Source organism: Microbacterium sp. NPDC090225 (assembly GCF_044772365.1).
Classification (GTDB): Bacteria; Actinomycetota; Actinomycetes; order Actinomycetales; family Microbacteriaceae; genus Microbacterium.
Map to the genome: position 1 here is coordinate 478,474 of NZ_JBIVYS010000001.1, position 19,021 is coordinate 497,494.

Consider the following 19,021-nt stretch of genomic DNA (forward strand, 5'->3'; position numbering starts at 1 on the left):
GAGAAGGGAGCGGCTGATGAGTGCACGCACCGTCCTGCACGAAGCCGATATCTCGCGGGCTCTGACCCGCATCGCGCACGAGATCCTCGAGTCCAATCGAGGGGCCGACGACCTCGTCCTGCTGGGTATTCCGACCCGCGGCGTCACGCTCGCCCATCGACTCGGCGCTCTGATCAGTGACATCGCTCAGCGTCCCGTTCCGGTGGGCGCCCTCGACGTCACGCTCTTCCGGGACGATCTGGCGAAGCATCCGACGCGCTCCCCGCGTCCCACCGAGATCCCCGCCGGCGGCATCGAGGGGCGAACGGTCGTGCTGGTCGACGACGTGCTCTTCTCCGGTCGAAGCATCCGCGCCGCGCTCGACGCGATCCAGTCGATCGGGCGTCCGGCCGTCGTGCGACTGGCGATCCTCGTCGACCGCGGGCACCGCGAGCTTCCGATCCGCCCCGATTTCGTCGGCAAGAACATCCCCTCCGCGCGCACCGAACGCGTCAACGTGCGTCTCGTCGAGAACGACGGGGCCGAGGAGGTGACGATCGGCGAATGAGGCATCTCCTGGACACCCGCACCCTCGATCGCACCACCGCGCTGCGCATCCTCGACGTTGCCGAGGACATGTCCGACACGCAGTCCCGCGAGGTGAAGAAACTCCCGACGCTGCGCGGCAAGACCGTCGTGAACCTCTTCTTCGAGGATTCGACGCGCACACGCATCTCCTTCGAAGCCGCCGCCAAGCGTCTCTCGGCCGATGTCATCAACTTCGCCGCCAAGGGCTCCAGCGTCTCGAAGGGGGAGAGCCTCAAGGACACGGCGCAGACCCTCGAGGCGATCGGCGCCGACGCGGTCGTCATCCGCCACCCCGGCTCGGGTGCGCCGCAGACGCTCGCGACGAGCGGATGGATCTCCGCCGGTGTCGTCAACGCCGGCGATGGCACGCACGAACACCCCACGCAGGCGCTGCTCGACGCCTTCACGATCCGCAAGCGGCGGTTCGGTGCCGACAGCCGCGGCCGCGACCTCTCCGGTGTGCGCGTCGTGATCGTCGGCGACGTGCTGCACTCCCGGGTCGCACGCTCGAACGTCTGGCTCCTCACGACACTCGGTGCCGACGTCACCGTCGTCGCGCCGCCGACCCTCGTGCCGCAGAACGTTTCGCTATGGCCGATCCGCGTGGTCTACGACCTCGACGAGGCCCTGGCCGGCGAACCGGACGCGGTCATGATGCTGCGGATCCAGCTCGAACGGATGAATGCCGCGTATTTCCCGACTGAGCGGGAGTATTCCCGCCGATGGGGACTCGACGCACGGCGTGTGGCCGGTCTTCCGGACGGTAGCATTGTGATGCACCCCGGACCGATGAACCGCGGACTGGAGATCTCTTCCGAAGCGGCCGATTCGCCCCGCTCCACGGTGCTGGAGCAGGTCACCAACGGGGTGTCCGTGCGCATGGCGGTGCTGTACCTGCTGCTGGCAGGAGAACGAGACGACGAACGAGGGGGAGACCTGTGAGCGAGACCCTCGTCATCACCGGCGCGAAGCTACTCGGTACGGACAGTGCCGACATCATCATCGAGGACGGCCTGATCGCCGAGGTCGGCAGCGGTCTCAGCCGCGCCGGCGCTCGAGTCATCGACGCGGACGGCCTGGTCGCGCTGCCCGGCCTGGTCGACCTCCACACCCACCTGCGGGAGCCCGGCTACGAGGCATCCGAGACCATCCTCACCGGCACGCGGGCCGCAGCATCGGGAGGCTTCACGGCCGTATTCGCGATGCCGAACACCTCACCGGTCGCCGACACGGCCGGCGTCGTCGAGCAGGAACTCGCACTGGGGGAGGCCGCGGGCTACGCCACGGTGCAGCCCATCGGCGCGGTCACCGTCGGCCAGAAGGGCGAGCGTCTGGCCGAGCTCGGCGCGATGGCGACCTCACGCGCCCGGGTTCGCGTCTTCAGTGACGACGGTTTCTGCGTCTTCGACCCGCTCATCATGCGTCGCGCCCTCGAGTACGTGAAGTCGTTCGACGGCGTGATCGCCCAGCACGCGCAGGATCCGCGTCTCACCGAGGGCGCCCAGATGAACGAGGGCACCGTCTCCGCGGAGCTGGGACTCACGGGCTGGCCGGCGGTCGCCGAGGAATCGATCATCGCGCGCGACGTGCTGCTCGCCGAGCACGTCGGCTCCCGCCTGCACGTCTGCCACCTGTCGACGGCCGGATCGGTCGACATCATCCGCTGGGCCAAGAAGCGCGGGATCGCCGTCACCGCCGAGGTCACTCCGCACCACCTGCTCCTCACCGACGAGCTCGTGCGCGGATACGACGCCCGTTACAAGGTCAACCCGCCGCTGCGCCGCGAGGAAGACGTGCTCGCCGTGCGCGAGGGCCTCGCCGACGGCACGATCGACATCGTCGCCACCGACCACGCGCCGCACCCGAGCGAGGCGAAGGCCTGCGAATGGCAGGCCGCCGCGAACGGCATGGTGGGACTCGAGAGCGCCCTGCGCGTCGTGCACCAGTCCATGGTGCAGACCGGCCTGCTCGCCTGGGAGGACGTCGCGCGCGTGATGAGCGCGGCCCCCGCCAGGATCGGTCGTCTCACGGGCCACGGCACCCCGCTCGTCGCCGGGCAGCCCGCGCAGCTCGCGCTCTATGACGCCGCGGTCGAAGGCGTCTTCACCGAGACCGATCTGCACGGGCGCAGCACCAACTCTCCCTACCTCGGTCGCGCACTGCCCGGTCGGGTGGAGTACACGCTGCACGGCGGGCGTCTGACGGTCGACGCCGGTTCCCTCGTCGAAGGCCTGAACGCATGAGCCCGCGGGATATCGCGATCGCCATCACCATCGCCGTCGCCCTCCTCATCCTGCTGACGATGCTGCTCTCGTGGCGACGACGGCAGCGACGCGATTCCGGCATCGTCGCTCCCTTGGGAGTGCCCGAGCACGCCGAGGTCGTGTCGCGTCACGAAGTGCTCTACGTCTCGACGACGAAGCACGCCCAGCCCCTCGAGCGCCTCGCGATCTCGCCGCTGGCCTACCGCGCACGCGGTGAGCTCGCGATCACCGACCGCGGCGTGGCGCTCTGCCTCGACGGAGCACCGACCGTGTTCCTCGCCTCCTCCCGCCTGGTCGAGATCGACCGCGCGACCGTCACCATCGACCGCGTGGTCGAGCCCGGCGGACTCGTGCGGATCGACTGGCGGGCCGACGACGGGACCGTCGTCGACTCCTACCTGCGACTCGCCACCGGCGATCCCCAGAATCTCATCTCCGACCTGCGACGGCTCATCCCCGTCGCTCACGACACAGGAGCCACAGAATGACCGCTCTTCCCGAATCCGCCGTACTCGTCCTCGAGGACGGCACCCGCCACACCGGCCGCGCCTACGGCGCGCGCGGCACCACCCTCGGTGAGGTCGTCTTCTCGACCGGCATGTCCGGCTACCAGGAGACGATCACCGACCCGTCGTACGCGGGCCAGATCGTGCTGCAGACCGCACCCCACATCGGCAACACCGGGATGAATGACGAGGACCCCGAGTCCCGCCGCATCTGGGTCGCCGGCTACATCGTGCGCGATCCCTCGCGCGTGGTCTCGAACTGGCGCGCGAACGCCTCCCTCGACGACGTCCTCGTGCAGGACGGGATCGTGGGGATCAGCGGCATCGACACCCGCGCCATCACCCGCCACATCCGCTCCGCCGGCTCCATGCGCGGCGGCATCTTCTCGGGAGCGGATGCCGCACTCGACGCCGAGGAGCAGGTACGCATCGTGCGCGAGGCGCCGCAGATGGCGGGCCAGAACCTGTCGGCCGAGGTCTCCGTGGACACCGTCACGATCACCACGGCGCTAGGGGAGCGGGTCGGCAACCTCGCCGTCCTCGACCTCGGGGTCAAGCAGGCCACGATCGACAACCTCGCCTCCCGCGGCTTCGAGGTGCACGTGATGCCGCAGACGTCGACCATCGACGACATTCGCTCGATCGACCCCGTCGCCGTCTTCTACTCGAACGGACCCGGTGACCCCGCGGCCTCCGGCGACCACGTCGAGCTGTTGCGCGCCGTGCTCGACGACGGCCTGCCGTTCTTCGGCATCTGCTTCGGCAACCAGCTGCTGGGACGCGCGCTCGGCCTCGGCACCTACAAGCTGCCGTTCGGACACCGCGGCATCAACCAGCCCGTGCTCGACAAGTCCACCGGCCGCGTCGAGATCACCGCGCACAACCACGGGTTCGCGGTCGACGCTCCGCTCGACGGTGCCTTCGACAGTCCGAACGGCTACGGAAAGGTCGAGGTCAGCCACATCGGCCTGAACGACAACGTGGTCGAGGGACTCCGCGCCCTCGACATCCCTGCCTTCTCGGTGCAGTACCACCCGGAGGCCGCGGCAGGACCGCACGACGCCAATTACCTCTTCGACCGGTTCCGCGACCTGGTCATCGCCAGCCAGAAGGACGCCAAGTAATGCCCAAGCGCGACGACATCAACTCCGTCCTCGTCATCGGCTCCGGCCCGATCGTCATCGGCCAGGCCTGCGAGTTCGACTACTCCGGCACCCAGGCGTGCCGCGTGCTCCGCGAGGAGGGCGTGCGCGTCATCCTCGTCAACTCGAACCCCGCGACGATCATGACCGACCCGGACTTCGCCGACGCCACGTACGTCGAGCCGATCACCTGGGAGGTCATCGAGACGATCATCGCGAAGGAGCGCCCCGACGCGATCCTTCCGACGCTCGGCGGCCAGACCGCTCTCAACGCGGCGATCCAGCTGCACAACCACGGCGTCCTCGAGAAGTACGACGTCGAACTGATCGGTGCGAACTTCGAGGCGATCAACAAGGGCGAGGACCGCCAGATCTTCAAGCAGCTGGTGCTCGACGCCGGCGCCGACGTCGCCGACTCGCGCATCGCCCACACGATGGACGAGGTGCTGGCGGCCGCCGACGAGCTCGGCTACCCGCTGGTCGTGCGCCCGAGCTTCACCATGGGCGGACTCGGCTCCGGCTTCGCCTACGACGAGGAGGACCTGCGGCGCATCGCCGGCGCGGGCCTGCACGACTCGCCCACCAACGAGGTGCTCCTCGAGGAGTCGATCCTCGGCTGGAAGGAGTACGAGCTCGAGCTCATGCGCGACACCTCCGACAACACCGTCGTCGTGTGCTCGATCGAGAACGTCGACCCGGTCGGCGTGCACACCGGTGACTCGATCACCGTCGCCCCGGCGCTCACCCTCACGGACCGCGAGTACCAGAAGCTGCGCGACATCGGCATCGACATCATCCGCGCCGTCGGCGTCGACACCGGTGGCTGCAACATCCAGTTCGCGGTCAACCCCGAGAACGGGCGCATCATCGTCATCGAGATGAACCCCCGCGTCTCGCGCTCCAGCGCGCTGGCCTCGAAGGCGACCGGTTTCCCGATCGCGAAGCTCGCCGCGAAGCTCGCCCTCGGCTACCGCCTCGACGAGATCCCGAACGACATCACCGGCGTGACGCCCGCGAGCTTCGAGCCCACGCTCGACTACGTCGTGGTGAAGGTTCCCCGGTTCGCGTTCGAGAAGTTCCCGGCCGCCGATGTCACCCTCACGACCACCATGAAGTCGGTCGGCGAGGCGATGGCCATCGGCCGCAACTACGCCACGGCCCTGCAGAAGGCGCTGCGCTCCCTCGAGAAGCGCGGCTCGAGCTTCCACTGGGGACCGGAGGAGCGCACCGTCGATGAGCTCCTCGAGATCTCGAAGACGCCGACCGACGGCCGCATCGTGGTGCTGCAGCAGGCGCTGCGCAAGGGCGCGACGATCGAGCAGGCCTTCGACGCCACCGCGATCGACCCCTGGTTCCTCGACCAGATCGTGCTCATCAACGAGGTCGCCGAGATCGTGCGCACCGCTCCCGAGCTCGACGCCGCAACGCTCCGCTACGCCAAGGAGCACGGCTTCTCCGACGCGCAGCTCGCCGAGATCCGCGGTGAGAGCGAAGACGAGATCCGTGGCGTGCGCCGCGGCCTCGGCATCCGGCCGGTCTACAAGACGGTCGACACCTGCGCCGGCGAGTTCCCCGCCCTCACGCCGTACCACTACTCGAGCTACGACTTCGAGACCGAGGTCGCGCCCTCCGAGCGCACCAAGGTCGTCATCATCGGCTCGGGCCCGAACCGCATCGGCCAGGGCGTCGAGTTCGACTACTCGTGCGTGCACGCGTCGTTCGCGCTGTCGGATGCCGGCTACGAGACCGTCATGGTCAACTGCAACCCGGAGACCGTGTCGACCGACTACGACACCTCGGACCGCCTGTACTTCGAGCCACTCACCCTCGAGGACGTGCTCGAGGTCCTCGACGCCGAGGCAGCCAGTGGCACCATCCTCGGTGTGGTCTGCCAGCTCGGCGGCCAGACGCCGCTGGGTCTCGCGAAGGGGATCGAGGCCGCGGGCTACACGATCCTCGGCACGAGTCCTGCGGCGATCGATCTTGCCGAGGAGCGGGCGCTGTTCAGCGGCATCCTCGACGACGCCGGCCTCGTCGCTCCGCGGCACGGCACGGCGATCGACGTGGACGGCGCCGTGGCGGTCGCTGAGGACATCGGTTACCCCGTGCTCGTGCGCCCGAGCTTCGTGCTCGGCGGCCGCGGTATGGAGATCGTCTACGACACGGAGAGCCTGCGCGACTACTTCGTGCGCACCGCCGGTGAGGTCGTCATCGAGGAGGGCAAGCCCCTTCTGGTCGACCGCTTCCTCGACGACGCGATCGAGATCGACGTGGATGCGCTGTTCGACGGCACCGAGCTCTACATCGGCGGCGTGATGGAGCACCTCGAAGAGGCCGGCATCCACTCCGGCGACTCGAGCTGCACCCTCCCGCCCATCTCGCTCGGACGCAGCGACATCGATCGGGTACGCACCGCGACGCTCGCGATCGCCCAGGGCGTCGGGGTCCGCGGCCTGTTGAACGTGCAGTTCGCGATCAGCGCCGGCGTGCTCTACGTGATCGAGGCCAACCCGCGCGCCAGCCGCACGGTGCCGTTCGTCTCGAAGGCCCTGGGCATCCCGCTCGCGAAGGCGGCCAGCCGTGTCATGGCCGGCTCCACGATCGCCGAGTTGAAGTCCGAGGGCATGCTGCCCGAGAACGACGGTTCGCGGGTGCCCCTCGGCTCGCCCGTCGCGGTGAAGGAGGCGGTACTCCCGTTCAAGCGCTTCCGTACCAAGGACGGCAAGATCGTCGACTCCGTGCTCGGGCCGGAGATGCGCTCGACCGGTGAGGTCATGGGCATCGACAAGGACTTCCCGACCGCGTTCGCGAAGAGCCAGGCGGCGGCATACGGCGGCATGCCCACCTCGGGCACCGTGTTCATCTCGGTCGCCGACTCCGACAAGCGGGCGGTCATCCTGCCCGCGCACCGGCTGCAGCAGCTCGGGTTCACGATCGTCGCGACCGAGGGCACGGCGGAGATCCTCTCGCGCAACGGCATCGCGGTTCAGGTCGTCGAGAAGTTCAGCGAGACGCAGGAGTCCGGCGCGCAGAACATCGTCGACCTGATCAACGACGGAGCGATCGACATCGTCGTGAACACCCCCTCGGGTGGCACGGCACGTGCCGACGGCTACGAGATCCGCGCGGCGGCCGTCGCCGCCGACAAGGCGCTGTTCACGACGATGGCCGTGCTCGGCGCAGCCGTGAGCGGTATGGACGCGGCCGATGAGGGCTTCGAAGTGAAGAGCCTGCAGGAATACGCGCTGGACCGTCAGGCCGGGGTGTGAGCGCAGGTTTCGGTGAGCGGGCGCGCGCGGGGATCCTCGCGCGCGGCCCGCTCTGCGTCGGAATCGACCCGCACGCGGCGCTGCTGGCGTCGTGGGGGCTGACCGATGACGCCCGAGGCGTACGGGACTTCGGTCTGCGCACGGTGGATGCCGTCGCCGACCGTGTCGCCTTCGTCAAGCCGCAGGTCTCGTTCTTCGAGCGGTTCGGATCGGCGGGCTTCGCCGCCCTCGAAGACGTGCTGGGCGCTGCCCGCCGAGCCGGGCTCCTCGTGATCGCCGATGCGAAGCGCGGCGACATCGGCAGCACGATGGATGCATACGCGGCCGCCTGGCTCACCCCGGGATCGCCGCTCGAGGCCGACGCCCTGACGGTGAATCCGTACCTCGGTGTGGGGGCGCTGGATGGTGCTCTCGCTTTGGCGAACGCGCACGGCAAGGGGCTGTTCGTCCTCGCGGCGACCAGCAACCCCGAGGCGCGGTCGTTGCAGGCATCCACGGGTTCGGATGGGTCGACCGTCTCCGCCCAGGTGATCGACGAGGTCTCCGCGCGCAACGCCGCCGCCGTTACCGACGGCGAGTGGGGGAGCGCGGGCTTCGTTGTCGGCGCGACCGTGGACTGGACGGATGCCGCGATCGCGGCCTTCGCCCCTCCCGCTCCGATCCTCGCCCCCGGGTTCGGAGCGCAGGGGGCGACGCCCCGGGATCTGCGCCCACGTTTCGGGACGATGGCGCCGTGCGTGATAGCGAGCGAGAGCCGGAGCGTGCTCGCCGCCGGCCCGAACGGATTGGCCGATGCCGTCACCGCGCGCGTCGCAGAGTACGAGGAGTCCCTGAATGTCTGAGGTCCGGGTGGTTCCCGAGGTCGATCGCGCCGCTGCAGCACGCAAGGCGGTCGAGCGCCGACGTGCGCGCGCCTCCCTCAAGCGCGATCTGACGACGCGTGTGGTGACGCCCCAGGCGGTGCTGCGCCGTGCAACGGACGATGCGGACTCGGTCGAGGGCTCCTTGCGCATCACCGATTTCCTCTTGGCGCTCCCGGCGATCGGGGCGGGCAAGCGCGATCGCGTGCTCGACGAGTTGCGGATCTCCCCGGTGAAGCGCCTCGGCGGGCTGGGCGTGCGTCAGCGCGCCGCTCTCTCGGAGTGGCTCGACGGCCGCTTCCCGGTTCCGGAACCGCGCGGGGCTCGTAGTCGCCTGCTCGTCCTCGCGGGGCCCACGGCCGTCGGCAAGGGTACGGTGGCCGCGCACATCCGGGAGAACCACCCGGAGATCCACCTGTCGGTCTCGGCGACGACGCGGGCTCCGCGCCCCGGCGAGGTCGACGGGGTGCACTACTACTTCGTCGACGACGCCGAGTTCGATCGGCTCATCGCCGAGGGGCAGCTCCTGGAGTACGCCGTCGTGCACAACCGCTCCCGCTACGGAACTCCCCGGGCGCCGATCGACGCCGCGCTGGCCGAGGGCAGGACGGTGCTGCTCGAGATCGATCTGCAGGGTGCGCGCCAGGTACGGGCGGCCGAACCGTCGGCGACGCTCATCTTCCTGCTGCCGCCGAGCTGGGACGAACTGGTGCAGCGACTCGTCGGTCGGGGCACGGAAGGCCCCGAGGAACGCGCACGTCGGCTGCGCACCGCGAAGGTCGAACTGGCCGCGCAGAACGAGTTCGACCACCTCATCGTGAACGAGACGGTCGCCGCCGCGGCCGACGAGGTCGTAGAATTGTCTTCAAGCTCTGCGCGCTGAGTGCTCTCGCGCGCCCATCGCAGCGTTTTCGCGACGATCCCGTCGCCTGATCAGGAGGTCTCATCATGGCCGGACACCACACCAAGGGCATCATCGATCCCCCCATCGACAACCTGCTCGACCGCGTCGACTCGAAGTACGAGCTCGTGATCTACGCGTCGAAGCGCGCACGTCAGATCAACGACTACTACTCCGACCTGCACGAGGGCAACCTCTTCGACAACGTCGGCCCGCTCGTCGATTCCTCGGTCGAGGACAAGCCGCTCACGATCGCGCTGCACGAGATCAACGAGGACAAGCTCCGCCTGCGTCACGCAGAGTGATATTCGCGGCCCGCGCACCCGCTCTGTCGGTGGCGCGGGCCAGAATGGGTTCATCAGCCCTTCCCCTTCCGATCCCGTTCTGGAGTCCCCGATGAGCGCCCTGCGTCTGTTCACGTCCGAGTCCGTCACCGAAGGGCATCCGGACAAGATCTGCGACCAGATCTCGGACAGCATCCTCGACGGACTCCTCTCGAAGGATCAGGACTCCCGCGTCGCGGTCGAGACCCTCGTCACGACGGGCCTCGTGCATGTGGCCGGCGAGATCCGGACCGAGGCGTACGTCGACATCCCCACCATCGTCCGGCAAGTGGTCAACGGCATCGGCTACACCTCCAGCGAGACCGGTTTCGACGGCGACTCCTGCGGTGTGAGCGTCTCGGTGGGCGAGCAGTCCACCGATATCGCACACGGCGTCGACAACGCGCAGGAGCACCGAGACGGTTCCTCCGTCGACCCGCTCGACGGCCTCGGCGCCGGCGACCAGGGCATCATGTTCGGCTTCGCGACGAACGAGACCCCGCAGCTCATGCCCATGGCGGCGTGGACCGCTCACCGCATCGCGGAGCGTCTCACCGAGGTGCGCCGGAGCGGCGAGCTGCCGTTCCTGCGTCCCGACGGCAAGACCCAGGTCACCCTCGGCTACGACGGCTTCACGCCGAAGACCGTCGATGCGGTCGTCGTGTCGACCCAGCACCACCCCGACATCTCGCAGGACGAGCTCAAGTCGCTGGTGCGCGAGCATGTGATCGCCCCGGTGCTCGAGACCACGGGACTCGACCTCGACGACGTCACCTACTACATCAACCCGGCCGGCCCGTTCGTCACGGGAGGCCCCAAGGGCGATGCCGGCCTCACCGGACGCAAGATCATCATCGACACCTACGGCGGCGCCGCCCGTCACGGTGGCGGAGCGTTCAGCGGCAAGGATCCGTCCAAGGTCGATCGCTCCGGGGCGTACGCGACGCGTTGGGTCGCGAAGAACGCGGTCGCGGCGGGTCTGGCGGATCGGCTCGAGGTGCAGGTCGCCTACGCGATCGGTGTCGCGCGCCCGGTCGGCCTCTACGTCGAGACCTTCGGCACCGGCAAGGTCTCCGACGAAGTGATCACCCGGGCCATCAACGAGGTCTTCGACCTCCGTCCGCAGGCGATCATCGAGCAGCTCGACCTGCTGCGCCCGATCTACGCGCAGACCGCCGCCTACGGTCACTTCGGCCGTGAGCTGCCCGAATTCACGTGGGAGCGCACGGATCGGGTCGACGAACTCCGCCGCGCCGCCGGCCTGTGACGGAACGCCCCCTCCCATGAGCGCCGAGAGCCGGCGCATCGCGCGCGTGCTGCTCGACTCGCCGTTGCCGCAGCTCGACCGACTCTTCGACTACGCGGTTCCCGCCGAACTCGGCGAGGTCGCCGCCGGCGTACGCGTGAAGGTACCGCTGCGCACGGCGGGCCGGGTGATCGACGGCTACGTCGTCGAGGTCGGCACGGAGGACGACGCGGATCGTCCGCTCTCCGAGGTCGACAGCATCGTCTCTCCGGTGCAGGTACTGCCGGAGCGGTTGCATCGGCTCGCACGAGCGGTCGCCGATCGCGCGGCGGGTTCGGCATCCGACATCCTCCGTCTGGTCATCCCGAAGCGTCAGGTGCGCGTCGAGAAGGCCTGGACGGCGAATTCCACCCCCTTCGTCCCGTCCGACGAGATCGTCGACGCGGCGGAGTCCGTCGTCTCGCTGTACGACGGGCTGGGAGATGTCCTGAACGACGGAGGTCGGGCAGCGGTCGAGGCGATTCCCGGTCTCGACGACGGCCGGCCCGCATGGGCCGTGCTCCTCGCCGGCGCCGCGGTGCGGACGCTCGCCGCCGGGCAGTCGTCGATCCTGGTCGTTCCCGATCACCGTGATCTCGATCGTGTGCTCACCGCCCTCGCCGATCTGGTGCCGGCGGAGCAGGTGGTGCGGTACGACTCGCGCCAGGCGAATCCGGATCGCTACCGCTCCTTCCTGCGGTCGCTCGAGGACGCACCCTGCATCGTGGTCGGCAATCGCTCGGCGGTTTATGCGCCGGTGCGGGCTGGGCTGGTCGTGATCTGGGACGATGGCGACCCGCTGCTCGGCGAGCCGTTGGCCCCGTACGTCAACGCGCGCGATGCGGCCCTCCTCCGCCAGGGCGAGGAGGGATCCGCACTTCTTCTCGCGGGGCACACTCGCACGACCGACGTCGAACGCCTCGTCGCGATCGGGTGGCTCCGTGACATCCGCGCGACGCGCCGTGTCCTGCCCCGGGTCATCCTGAGCACACCGCAGGAGATGGAGCAGCCCACCGCGCAGCGGATGCCCTCGTCGGCCTTCCTCGCCGCGCGCGATGCGACGGGGGACGGACCCGTTCTCGTTCAGGTGTCACGGCCGGGTTTCGCACCGTCGCTGGTGTGCGCCGAATGCCGAGCGCCGGCGCGCTGCGCGCACTGCGGAGGGCCTCTGGGCGCACGCCACCGCGGCGCGGTCCCGGTGTGCGGCTGGTGCGGCCGGAGCGCGCGGGCCTGGACCTGCCCGACGTGCTCCTCGCCGAAGCTGCGACTCGCGTCGTCGGGGAGTGAACGCACGGCCGATGAGCTCGGCCGCGCGTTCCCAGGGGTCCGGGTGATCGTCGCCGACGGCGCGCATCCCGTCGAGAAGGTCGATGCGAAACCGGCGTTGGTGGTCGCGACGCGCGGCGCCGAGCCTCCGGCCGACGGGGGATATCGCGCCGTCGTCCTGCTCGACGGCCCGCGCATGCTGCAGTCGCCGGACCTCCGCATCGGCGAGTCGTGTCTGCGCTGGTGGTCGAACGCCGCGGCCCTCGCGGCTCCCGGCGCGCCCATCCACCTCGTCGGCGTGAACGGCGAGACGGCGCGCGCGCTGGCGACCTGGAACCAGAGCGGCTACGCCCGATCCGAGCTCGAGAGCCGAGCACCGTTGCACATGCCTCCCACGACCCGGGTCGCTCTCGTCGAAGGGTCGGCGGCTGCCGTCTCGCGCGCGCTCATCGCGCTCGGCGAGCTCGCGCTGCCATCGGATGCCGTGCTCGGCCCCGTGCCTGTCGAGTCCGACGACGTCCCCGCCCGTGTGCGCGCGCTCGTGCGGTTCGATTACGGTGCCGGAACACGTGTCGTGACCGCGCTGCGCGCCGCCGTCGTCGCCGAAGCCGTCGCCAGTCGGCGCGGTCGGGGAAAGAATCCTCGGAGCACTCTCACCGTCCGTCTCGATATCCTCGATCCTGAACTCTGATCCTTCCGGAGAACCTTTCATGCGCCTCGTCTTCGCCGGCACACCGTCTGCCGCTGTCCCCACACTTCGTCGCCTGGCGACCGAGCACGATGTCGTCGGTGTCGTCACCCGCCCCGATGCACCGCTCGGGCGCAAGCGGGTGCTCACGCCCTCCCCGGTGGCCCGGGCCGCCGTCGAGCTCGGCATCCCCGTCATCGCCGCTGCGCGTCTCGACGCCGAGGCGACCGAACGCATCCTCGCCCTCGAGCCGGAGCTCGGCGTCATCGTCGCCTACGGAGGGCTCGTCCGCGAGCCGCTCCTCTCGGGTCCCCGGGAGGGTTGGATCAACCTGCACTTCTCGATCCTGCCCGCGTGGCGTGGCGCCGCGCCCGTGCAGCGCGCGCTGATCGCCGGCGATCCCGTCCTCGGCGCGAGCGTGTTCCAGCTCGTCGCGGAGCTCGACGCCGGCGATGTCTTCGCGACGCGAGAGATCGCGCTTCCCGACTCGGCGACGGCGGATGTCGCACTCGCGGCACTCGCCGAGGACGGTGCGGATCTCACGGCCGACGTGGTCGCAGCGATCGCTGATGGCAGTGCCCGCGCCGTTCCCCAGACCGGTGAGGCGACCTTTGCTCCCAAACTGACGCTCGACGACGGAGCGCTCGACTGGACGGCCCCGGTCGAGTCCATCTTCGCGCGGTTCCGCGGTGTCACCACCGAACCGGGCGCACACACGACCGTGGCCGGGCAGCGTGTGAAGATCCTCGAAGCCGAGCCGGCAGCCGACGCCGCTCCGCTCGCACCGGGCGAGATCAGCACGACGAAGACGGCGGTGCTGATCGGCACCGCGTCGGCCCCGCTCGCCGTCACACGCGTGCAGCCCGCGGGCAAGGGAGCAATGAACGCCGCCGACTGGTGGCGCGGACAGCGGGATGCCGAAGGGATGCGTGCAGGAGCATGAGCGACGAGAAGCGACGACGGCAGGGCAAGCCGGGACCCTCGCGCCCGCGCACCGATGCCACTCAGCGATCGGCACGGGGCAGCGGTCAGCGAGTGCAGGCGCGCACCGTGCAGCCTGCACGATGGGTGGCGTACGGAGTCCTGCGTGCCGTGTCGGAGGACGACGCGTATGCGAATCTCGCTCTGCCGCACGCGATCGGCGAGGCCGGTCTCACCCCGCAGGACGCGGCGCTGGCGACCGAGCTGACCTACGGCACTCTCCGCCGACGCGGCACCTACGACGCGATCATCTCTGCTGCCGCCGATCGTCCCGTCGACTCGATCGATCCCGCGGTCCTCGATGCGCTGCGCTTGGCCGTGCATCAGCTGCTCGCCACGCGGGTGGCCTCGCACGCAGCGGTGAACGAGTCGGTGAACATCGTCGCCACCGAGGTGAGCCGCGGAGCGTCGAGCTTCGCCAACGCCGTGCTCCGCCGGGTCTCGCGTGAGACGCCGGGCGAGTGGCAGGAGAAGATCGAGTCCTCCGCGCGCTCCGACGACGAGCGCCTGGCGCTGCGCAGCGCGCATCCGGTGTGGGTCATCCGTGCGCTGCGTCGCGCGCTCGACGCCGAGGGTAGGGCCTCAGAGCTCGAGGCGCTTCTCGAGGCCGACAACGTGTCGCCCGAGGTGACGCTGGTGGCCCTCCCCGGGCTCGCCGAGCCGGGGGAGCCCCGTCGCCCCTACGCCGCGACCGCCTTCGGGTCGCCCGGCGGCGATCCGCACCGCATCATCACCGAAGCGCGCGGAACCGTCCGCGTCCAGGACGAGGGCTCACAGCTCGTGGCCCTGGCCCTCGCGGCGGCGAAGCCAATCGCCGCGGGTGAGAAGTGGCTCGACCTCTGTGCGGGTCCCGGCGGTAAGACCGCCCTGCTCGGCGCGATCGCCCATGAGACCGGCGCCGCGCTCGAGGCGAACGAGGTGGTCCCGACGCGTGCGGGTCTGGTGCGCAGTGCTCTTCGTCCCGTTCCCGGAGACCTCCCGGTGCACGAGGAGGATGGCCGTGCGCTCGCCTCCGCCCGGCGCGGGGAGTTCGACCGCGTGCTCGTCGACGCTCCCTGCACCGGTCTCGGTGCGCTGAGGCGACGCCCCGAGGCGCGCTGGCGCAAGTCGCCCGCCGATGTCGCCGAGCTGGTCCCGCTCCAGGAGGAGCTGCTGTCGGCGGCGATCGACGCCCTCGCGCCCGGTGGCATCGTGGCCTATGTCACGTGCTCGCCTCACCTCGCCGAGACGACCGGAGTGGTGCAGGAGGTTCTCCGCGGTCGGGACGACATCGTCGAACTCGACGCCCGCGCCGTGGTCTCCGATATCGCCCGCTCGCCGATCGATCTCGCATCCGACGGACGATCCGAGTCCGGTTCCGTCCAGCTGTGGCCGCACCGGCACGGTACCGATGCCATGTTCCTCGCGCTCCTGCAGCGCGTACCGAAGGGAGAGTGACCGTGGAGCTTCCCCGCGCGCCGCGCATCAACCCGAGCATCCTCGCCGCCGATTTCGTCAACATGCAGCGGGATCTCGCGAAGATCGCCTCGGCCGACTTCGCGCACGTCGACGTCATGGACAACCACTTCGTGCCGAACTTGACGTTCGGACCCCAGATGGTGGAACGCATCCAGGCGACGAGTCCGATCCCGTTGGACGTGCATCTGATGATCACGGATCCCGATCGCTGGGCGCCCGAGTACGCCGAACTGGGGGCTGCGAGTGTGACCTTCCATCTCGAGGCCGCCGCCGATCCGGTCGGGCTGGCCCGTCGTCTGCGCGACATCGGCGCGAGGGCCGGGGTCGCGATCAAGCCGGGGACGGCGGGGGAGAGCCTCTACGACATCCTCGACGAGTTCGATCAGATCCTCGTGATGACCGTCGAGCCCGGCTTCGGCGGTCAGGGCTTCATGCCCGAGACGATGCCCAAGCTGCGCGGGCTCGCCGACGAGGCGCGACGTCGAGGGTCGGATGTCTGGTTGCAGGTGGACGGGGGGATCTCCGATCGTACGATCGAGATCGCCGCAACCGCAGGCGCCGACACGTTCGTCGCGGGCTCGGCCGTGTACGGCGCCGACGACGTCGAAGCCGCCGTCACGCGGCTCAGGGGCCTCGCGGGAGCCGGTAGCCTGGAAGCGTGAAGACTTTCGACGAGCTGTTCGCCGAGCTCAGCGTCAAGGCCGAGACCCGACCCGAAGGATCGGGCACGGTCGCCGAGCTCGACGGCGGCGTGCACACCATCGGCAAGAAGATCGTCGAGGAGGCCGCCGAGGTGTGGATGGCCTCCGAGTACGAAACCGATGAGGCCGCCGCTGAAGAGATCTCCCAGCTGCTCTACCACGTGCAGGTGATGATGCTGGCGAAGGGACTCTCGCTGCAAGACGTCTATCGACATCTGTGATGCGCTCCGCCCATCCCGATTCGATCTGAAAGTCAGACATGCTGCGCATTGCCGTTCCCAACAAGGGCTCTCTCTCCGAGACTGCCGCTGAGATGCTCGCGGAGGCCGGTTACGCCGGTCGGCGCGATCCCAAGACCCTGCACGTGATCGACGCCGAGAACGACGTCGAGTTCTTCTTCCTCCGCCCGCGTGACATCGCCACCTACGTGGCCTCCGGTGCGCTCGACGTGGGGATCACCGGTCGTGACCTCCTCCTCGACGTGCAGCAGCCCGCGCGCGAGATCGAGCAGCTCGGATTCGGCGGGTCGACGTTCCGTTTCGCGGGCCCTCCCGGACGGTTCTCCTCGCTCAACGACCTCGACGGTGTCCGCGTCGCATCCGCCTACCCGGGCCTTGTCGGAGCCTTCCTGCGCGAGCACGGCGTTACCGCCGAACTCGTGCAGCTCGATGGCGCCGTCGAGTCGGCCGTGCGTCTGGGCGTGGCGGATGCCGTGGCCGATGTCGTCTCGACCGGCACGACCCTCCGCCAGGCGGGTCTGGAGATCTTCGGCCCCGTGATCCTCGAGTCCGAGGCCGTGCTGATCAGCCGTGACGGGGATGCCGATGGCACCGACACGCTGCTGCGCCGCCTGCGAGGAGTGATGGTCGCCCGTCGCTACGTGCTCGTCGACTACGATCTGCCCGCCGAACTCGTCGATCAGGCCGTCGCGATCGCTCCGGGACGCGAGTCTCCGACGATCTCTCCGCTGCGCGATCCCGCCTGGGTCGCCGTCCGCGTGATGATCCCGCGCAAGCGCGTGAACCAGGTGATGGACGACCTCTACGCGCTCGGAGCGCGGGCGATCCTCGTCACCGCCATCCACGCCGCGAGGCTCTGATGGCGCTCGCGCGGCGTGTGATCCCGTGCCTCGACGTGGCGGACGGCCGCGTCGTGAAGGGCGTGAACTTCGAGAACCTCCGCGACATGGGGGACCCCGTCGAACTCGCTCGACACTATGCCGCTCAGGGCGCGGACGAGATCACCTTCCTCGATGTCACGGCCACGGTCGACGCTCGTGCGACGACCTACGACGTCGTGCAGCGCACGGCGGAGCAGGTCTTCGTGCCGCTGACCGTGGGCGGGGGAGTGCGCACCGTCGACGATGTGGCTCGGCTTCTGGCCGTGGGCGCGGACAAGGTCGGCGTCAACTCCGCGGCAATCGCGCGGCCCGACCTCATCGGCGAGATCGCCGACCGCTTCGGCGCGCAGGTGCTCGTGCTCTCGCTCGACGTCAAGCGCGGGGGTGACACCGCGTCCGGGTTCGTCGTGACGACGCACGGCGGTCGCACGCAGACGACGCTCGATGCTCTGGAGTGGGCCCGGGAGGCCGCGGAGCGCGGTGCGGGCGAACTCCTCGTGAACTCGATCGACGCCGACGGCACGCGTGACGGTTTCGACCTCGAGCTCGTCGGCCTCATGCGTGAGGTCGCGACCGTACCCGTGATCGCTTCGGGTGGTGCCGGCGCCGTGGAGCACTTCGCCCCGGCGATCCACGCGGGTGCTGATGCCGTGCTCGCCGCCAGCGTGTTCCACACGGGCGCGCTGACCGTCGGCGATGTGAAGGATGCGCTGCGCGCAGAAGGAGTGCTGGTCCGATGACCGATCTCGATGCCAGGATCGCCCAGGTGGCCTGGAACTCCGACGGACTCGCCCCGGTGATCGTGCAGCAGTACGACTCGCACGAGGTGCTCATGATGGCCTGGGTCGACGAGGAGGCGTTGCGGCGCACCCTCACCTCCGGTCGTGCGACGTACTGGTCGCGCTCCCGACGGGAGTACTGGCGCAAGGGCGACACCTCGGGCAACATCCAGGTCGTGCATGGCGCCCGACTCGACTGCGACGGCGATGCGATCCTGCTCTCGGTCGACCAGACCGGCCCCGCGTGCCACACGGGAACACGCACGTGCTTCGACACGACCGATCTCGAAGCCGCCGTCGGGAGCGCATCCGAATGAACGTGGCGCGACGCGGGCGTTCGATCACCCTGCTCGGATTCCTCCTCGCCGGGGCGATCGGGATCATCTCCTCGACGCAGACCTGGTTGACCGTGCAACGCGCGGATGCCGGGGCCGAGATCCTCGTCCCCGGAGCATCCGCCCTCGTGCTGCTCGCCCCGCTGAGTCTCGCCGTGCTCGCGCTCGGTGCCGCGCTCTCGATCGCCGGCCCGGTGCTGCGCCTGATCTTCGCGGTCCTCGCCGCCGTCGCCGCCCTTTTCCTCGGGTGGTCGACGCTCCAGCTGCTCCTCGCGGTGCCGCTGTCGTCCGTCGCTCCGACGGTGACGGAGGCCACCGGCCTCGCGGGCGACACCGCCGTCGAGACGGTCGTCGCGTCGATCACCCCCTCGGCCTGGCCGGTCATCGCGCTGGTCGGGTGGGTGCTGCTCCTCGCCGCGGCGGTGTTCGCGCTGTCCACCTGGCGACGCTGGAAGAGCGGCGGGCGTCGGTACCGCACGGGAGACGATGTCCCGGTCCACACCGACGGCCCCGTCGACGCGATCGATTCCTGGGACGACCTGTCCCGCGGAACCGATCCGACCCGATGACCCCGAT

General features: G+C 69.6%; 19 protein-coding genes. All 19 read left to right on the forward strand.

What is annotated here, in order from left to right:
- Positions 1 to 16: 16 nt before the first annotated feature.
- The 19 genes from pyrR (at position 17) to ACIQTT_RS02465 (ending at position 19,014) form a co-directional block, all read left to right on the forward strand.
- Positions 17 to 547 carry a bifunctional pyr operon transcriptional regulator/uracil phosphoribosyltransferase PyrR gene (gene pyrR, locus ACIQTT_RS02375; RefSeq protein ID WP_402785471.1) on the forward strand — a complete coding sequence of 177 codons (531 nt, stop codon included), beginning with the start codon at positions 17 to 19 and terminating at the stop codon, positions 545 to 547.
- A complete protein-coding gene (locus ACIQTT_RS02380) occupies positions 544 to 1,509 on the forward strand; it encodes an aspartate carbamoyltransferase catalytic subunit (protein ID WP_402785474.1) in 966 nt (321 codons plus the stop codon). Before pyrR ends, ACIQTT_RS02380 begins: the two co-directional genes overlap by 4 nt.
- The gene (locus ACIQTT_RS02385; protein ID WP_402785477.1) at positions 1,506 to 2,810 is read left to right on the forward strand and encodes a dihydroorotase; all 1,305 of its coding nucleotides are present in this window, start codon (positions 1,506 to 1,508) and stop codon (positions 2,808 to 2,810) included. Before ACIQTT_RS02380 ends, ACIQTT_RS02385 begins: the two co-directional genes overlap by 4 nt.
- A complete protein-coding gene (locus ACIQTT_RS02390; protein ID WP_402785480.1) occupies positions 2,807 to 3,319 on the forward strand; it encodes a hypothetical protein in 513 nt (170 codons plus the stop codon). Before ACIQTT_RS02385 ends, ACIQTT_RS02390 begins: the two co-directional genes overlap by 4 nt.
- On the forward strand, positions 3,316 to 4,461 hold the full coding sequence (gene carA / locus ACIQTT_RS02395; RefSeq protein ID WP_402785483.1) for a glutamine-hydrolyzing carbamoyl-phosphate synthase small subunit: 1,146 nt from the start codon (positions 3,316 to 3,318) through the stop codon (positions 4,459 to 4,461). Before ACIQTT_RS02390 ends, carA begins: the two co-directional genes overlap by 4 nt.
- A complete protein-coding gene (gene carB, locus ACIQTT_RS02400; protein ID WP_402785486.1) occupies positions 4,461 to 7,748 on the forward strand; it encodes a carbamoyl-phosphate synthase large subunit in 3,288 nt (1,095 codons plus the stop codon). The genes carA and carB overlap by 1 nt, the downstream gene beginning before the upstream one ends.
- Entirely contained in the window at positions 7,745 to 8,590 is an 846-nt protein-coding gene (gene pyrF / locus ACIQTT_RS02405; RefSeq protein ID WP_402785489.1) for an orotidine-5'-phosphate decarboxylase, read from the forward strand. Before carB ends, pyrF begins: the two co-directional genes overlap by 4 nt.
- Positions 8,583 to 9,491, forward strand: coding sequence for a guanylate kinase (gene gmk / locus ACIQTT_RS02410; protein ID WP_402785492.1), 909 nt, complete (start codon positions 8,583 to 8,585; stop codon positions 9,489 to 9,491). Before pyrF ends, gmk begins: the two co-directional genes overlap by 8 nt.
- Positions 9,492 to 9,556: 65 nt before the next feature.
- Positions 9,557 to 9,814 (forward strand): DNA-directed RNA polymerase subunit omega, encoded by a 258-nt coding sequence (gene rpoZ, locus ACIQTT_RS02415; protein WP_247622455.1) that lies wholly within the window; start codon positions 9,557 to 9,559, stop codon positions 9,812 to 9,814.
- Positions 9,815 to 9,905: 91 nt separating this feature from the next.
- Positions 9,906 to 11,099, forward strand: coding sequence for a methionine adenosyltransferase (metK, locus tag ACIQTT_RS02420; RefSeq protein WP_402785495.1), 1,194 nt, complete (start codon positions 9,906 to 9,908; stop codon positions 11,097 to 11,099).
- A gap of 16 nt (positions 11,100 to 11,115) precedes the next feature.
- Positions 11,116 to 13,074, forward strand: coding sequence for a primosomal protein N' (locus ACIQTT_RS02425; RefSeq protein ID WP_402785498.1), 1,959 nt, complete (start codon positions 11,116 to 11,118; stop codon positions 13,072 to 13,074).
- Positions 13,075 to 13,093: 19 nt separating this feature from the next.
- Complete coding sequence (gene fmt, locus ACIQTT_RS02430) at positions 13,094 to 14,014, forward strand: methionyl-tRNA formyltransferase (protein WP_402785501.1); 921 nt, start codon at positions 13,094 to 13,096, stop codon at positions 14,012 to 14,014.
- Positions 14,011 to 15,489 carry an RsmB/NOP family class I SAM-dependent RNA methyltransferase gene (locus ACIQTT_RS02435; RefSeq protein ID WP_402785504.1) on the forward strand — a complete coding sequence of 493 codons (1,479 nt, stop codon included), beginning with the start codon at positions 14,011 to 14,013 and terminating at the stop codon, positions 15,487 to 15,489. Before fmt ends, ACIQTT_RS02435 begins: the two co-directional genes overlap by 4 nt.
- A gap of 2 nt (positions 15,490 to 15,491) precedes the next feature.
- Positions 15,492 to 16,172 (forward strand): ribulose-phosphate 3-epimerase, encoded by a 681-nt coding sequence (gene rpe / locus ACIQTT_RS02440; protein WP_402785507.1) that lies wholly within the window; start codon positions 15,492 to 15,494, stop codon positions 16,170 to 16,172.
- Complete coding sequence (locus tag ACIQTT_RS02445) at positions 16,169 to 16,432, forward strand: phosphoribosyl-ATP diphosphatase (RefSeq protein WP_402785510.1); 264 nt, start codon at positions 16,169 to 16,171, stop codon at positions 16,430 to 16,432. Before rpe ends, ACIQTT_RS02445 begins: the two co-directional genes overlap by 4 nt.
- Positions 16,433 to 16,470: 38 nt before the next feature.
- Positions 16,471 to 17,310 (forward strand): ATP phosphoribosyltransferase, encoded by an 840-nt coding sequence (hisG, locus tag ACIQTT_RS02450; protein ID WP_402785513.1) that lies wholly within the window; start codon positions 16,471 to 16,473, stop codon positions 17,308 to 17,310.
- Positions 17,310 to 18,071 carry an imidazole glycerol phosphate synthase subunit HisF gene (gene hisF / locus ACIQTT_RS02455; protein WP_402785516.1) on the forward strand — a complete coding sequence of 254 codons (762 nt, stop codon included), beginning with the start codon at positions 17,310 to 17,312 and terminating at the stop codon, positions 18,069 to 18,071. The genes hisG and hisF overlap by 1 nt, the downstream gene beginning before the upstream one ends.
- Positions 18,068 to 18,427, forward strand: coding sequence for a phosphoribosyl-AMP cyclohydrolase (gene hisI / locus ACIQTT_RS02460; protein ID WP_402785519.1), 360 nt, complete (start codon positions 18,068 to 18,070; stop codon positions 18,425 to 18,427). Before hisF ends, hisI begins: the two co-directional genes overlap by 4 nt.
- Positions 18,424 to 19,014 carry a Trp biosynthesis-associated membrane protein gene (locus tag ACIQTT_RS02465; protein ID WP_402785522.1) on the forward strand — a complete coding sequence of 197 codons (591 nt, stop codon included), beginning with the start codon at positions 18,424 to 18,426 and terminating at the stop codon, positions 19,012 to 19,014. Before hisI ends, ACIQTT_RS02465 begins: the two co-directional genes overlap by 4 nt.
- Positions 19,015 to 19,021 lie beyond the last annotated feature (7 nt).

Coding starts and splice junctions, on each gene's coding strand:
- pyrR (WP_402785471.1), top strand. CDS start 17: ATGAGTGCACGCACCGTCCTGCACGAAGCCGATATCTCGCGGGCTCTG.
- ACIQTT_RS02380 (WP_402785474.1), top strand. CDS start 544: ATGAGGCATCTCCTGGACACCCGCACCCTCGATCGCACCACCGCGCTG.
- ACIQTT_RS02390 (WP_402785480.1), top strand. CDS start 2,807: ATGAGCCCGCGGGATATCGCGATCGCCATCACCATCGCCGTCGCCCTC.
- carA (WP_402785483.1), top strand. CDS start 3,316: ATGACCGCTCTTCCCGAATCCGCCGTACTCGTCCTCGAGGACGGCACC.
- carB (WP_402785486.1), top strand. CDS start 4,461: ATGCCCAAGCGCGACGACATCAACTCCGTCCTCGTCATCGGCTCCGGC.
- gmk (WP_402785492.1), top strand. CDS start 8,583: ATGTCTGAGGTCCGGGTGGTTCCCGAGGTCGATCGCGCCGCTGCAGCA.
- rpoZ (WP_247622455.1), top strand. CDS start 9,557: ATGGCCGGACACCACACCAAGGGCATCATCGATCCCCCCATCGACAAC.
- metK (WP_402785495.1), top strand. CDS start 9,906: ATGAGCGCCCTGCGTCTGTTCACGTCCGAGTCCGTCACCGAAGGGCAT.
- ACIQTT_RS02425 (WP_402785498.1), top strand. CDS start 11,116: ATGAGCGCCGAGAGCCGGCGCATCGCGCGCGTGCTGCTCGACTCGCCG.
- fmt (WP_402785501.1), top strand. CDS start 13,094: ATGCGCCTCGTCTTCGCCGGCACACCGTCTGCCGCTGTCCCCACACTT.
- ACIQTT_RS02435 (WP_402785504.1), top strand. CDS start 14,011: ATGAGCGACGAGAAGCGACGACGGCAGGGCAAGCCGGGACCCTCGCGC.
- hisG (WP_402785513.1), top strand. CDS start 16,471: ATGCTGCGCATTGCCGTTCCCAACAAGGGCTCTCTCTCCGAGACTGCC.
- hisF (WP_402785516.1), top strand. CDS start 17,310: ATGGCGCTCGCGCGGCGTGTGATCCCGTGCCTCGACGTGGCGGACGGC.
- hisI (WP_402785519.1), top strand. CDS start 18,068: ATGACCGATCTCGATGCCAGGATCGCCCAGGTGGCCTGGAACTCCGAC.
- ACIQTT_RS02465 (WP_402785522.1), top strand. CDS start 18,424: ATGAACGTGGCGCGACGCGGGCGTTCGATCACCCTGCTCGGATTCCTC.